1 pseudogene is annotated in these 720 nt (G+C 76.7%); it reads left to right on the top strand.

Annotated elements, in window-relative coordinates:
- Nucleotides 1–720, top strand: a pseudogene (locus ND748_RS33240) (serine/threonine protein kinase); the annotation flags it as partial.

Here is a 720-nt window from a genome sequence, read left to right as displayed (position 1 = left end):
CGGGTCCGTCTTCGTCGCCGACGAGTGGAACTGCGTCGTCCGCCGGGTCTACCGGCCGGCCGGGCAGCCGTGGCGGGTTGAGACCGTGGCGGGGCGGCCGTCGGCGGAGACGGTGGACCGGGTGCTGGCGGGGGCGGCCGACCGCGGCAAGACGGTGGCGCCGGCGACGATCTGCCCGGCGGGCGGCGCGGCCGGGCCGAAGGACGTCGGCGCGCTGATCGGCACGCCGACCGACGTGGCGGTGAGCCCGGCCGGGGTCCTGTACTTCACCACCGGTTACGCCGGCCAGGTCTGGAAGATCGATCCCGCGACCGGATCGGGGGACTACCGCACGAGCGCGGCACAGCTCGTCGCCGGCAATGGCGCCGCCACCGCCCGCGGGCACCGGGCGGCCCACGAACGCCGCTACGACGGCACCGACCGGGCGAGCGCCGTCCCGTTGGACAACGCCTACAGCGTCGCGGTCGACGCCGCCGGCCGGGTGTTCGTCCTGTCGTACGCCGACGGGCACGCCCGCATCCACGTCGTCGAGAACGGAACGATCAGGACTGTCGTCGACCGCGGCCTCGACGACGCCGACATCACCAGCCTCACGCCGGCCCCGGGCGGCGGGGGAGTGCTGTTCACCGACGCCCGGCACGGGACGGTCTGGCAGGTGGGCGACCGGCCGAGCGGCACCGCCGCGACCGGCACCGCCGCCCCCGCCGGCATCGCCGCCCC

This window comes from Frankia sp. AiPs1, from assembly GCF_023716945.1.
Lineage (GTDB): Bacteria > Actinomycetota > Actinomycetes > Frankiales > Frankiaceae > Frankia.
This window is presented reverse-complemented; position numbering and strand designations above follow the sequence as displayed.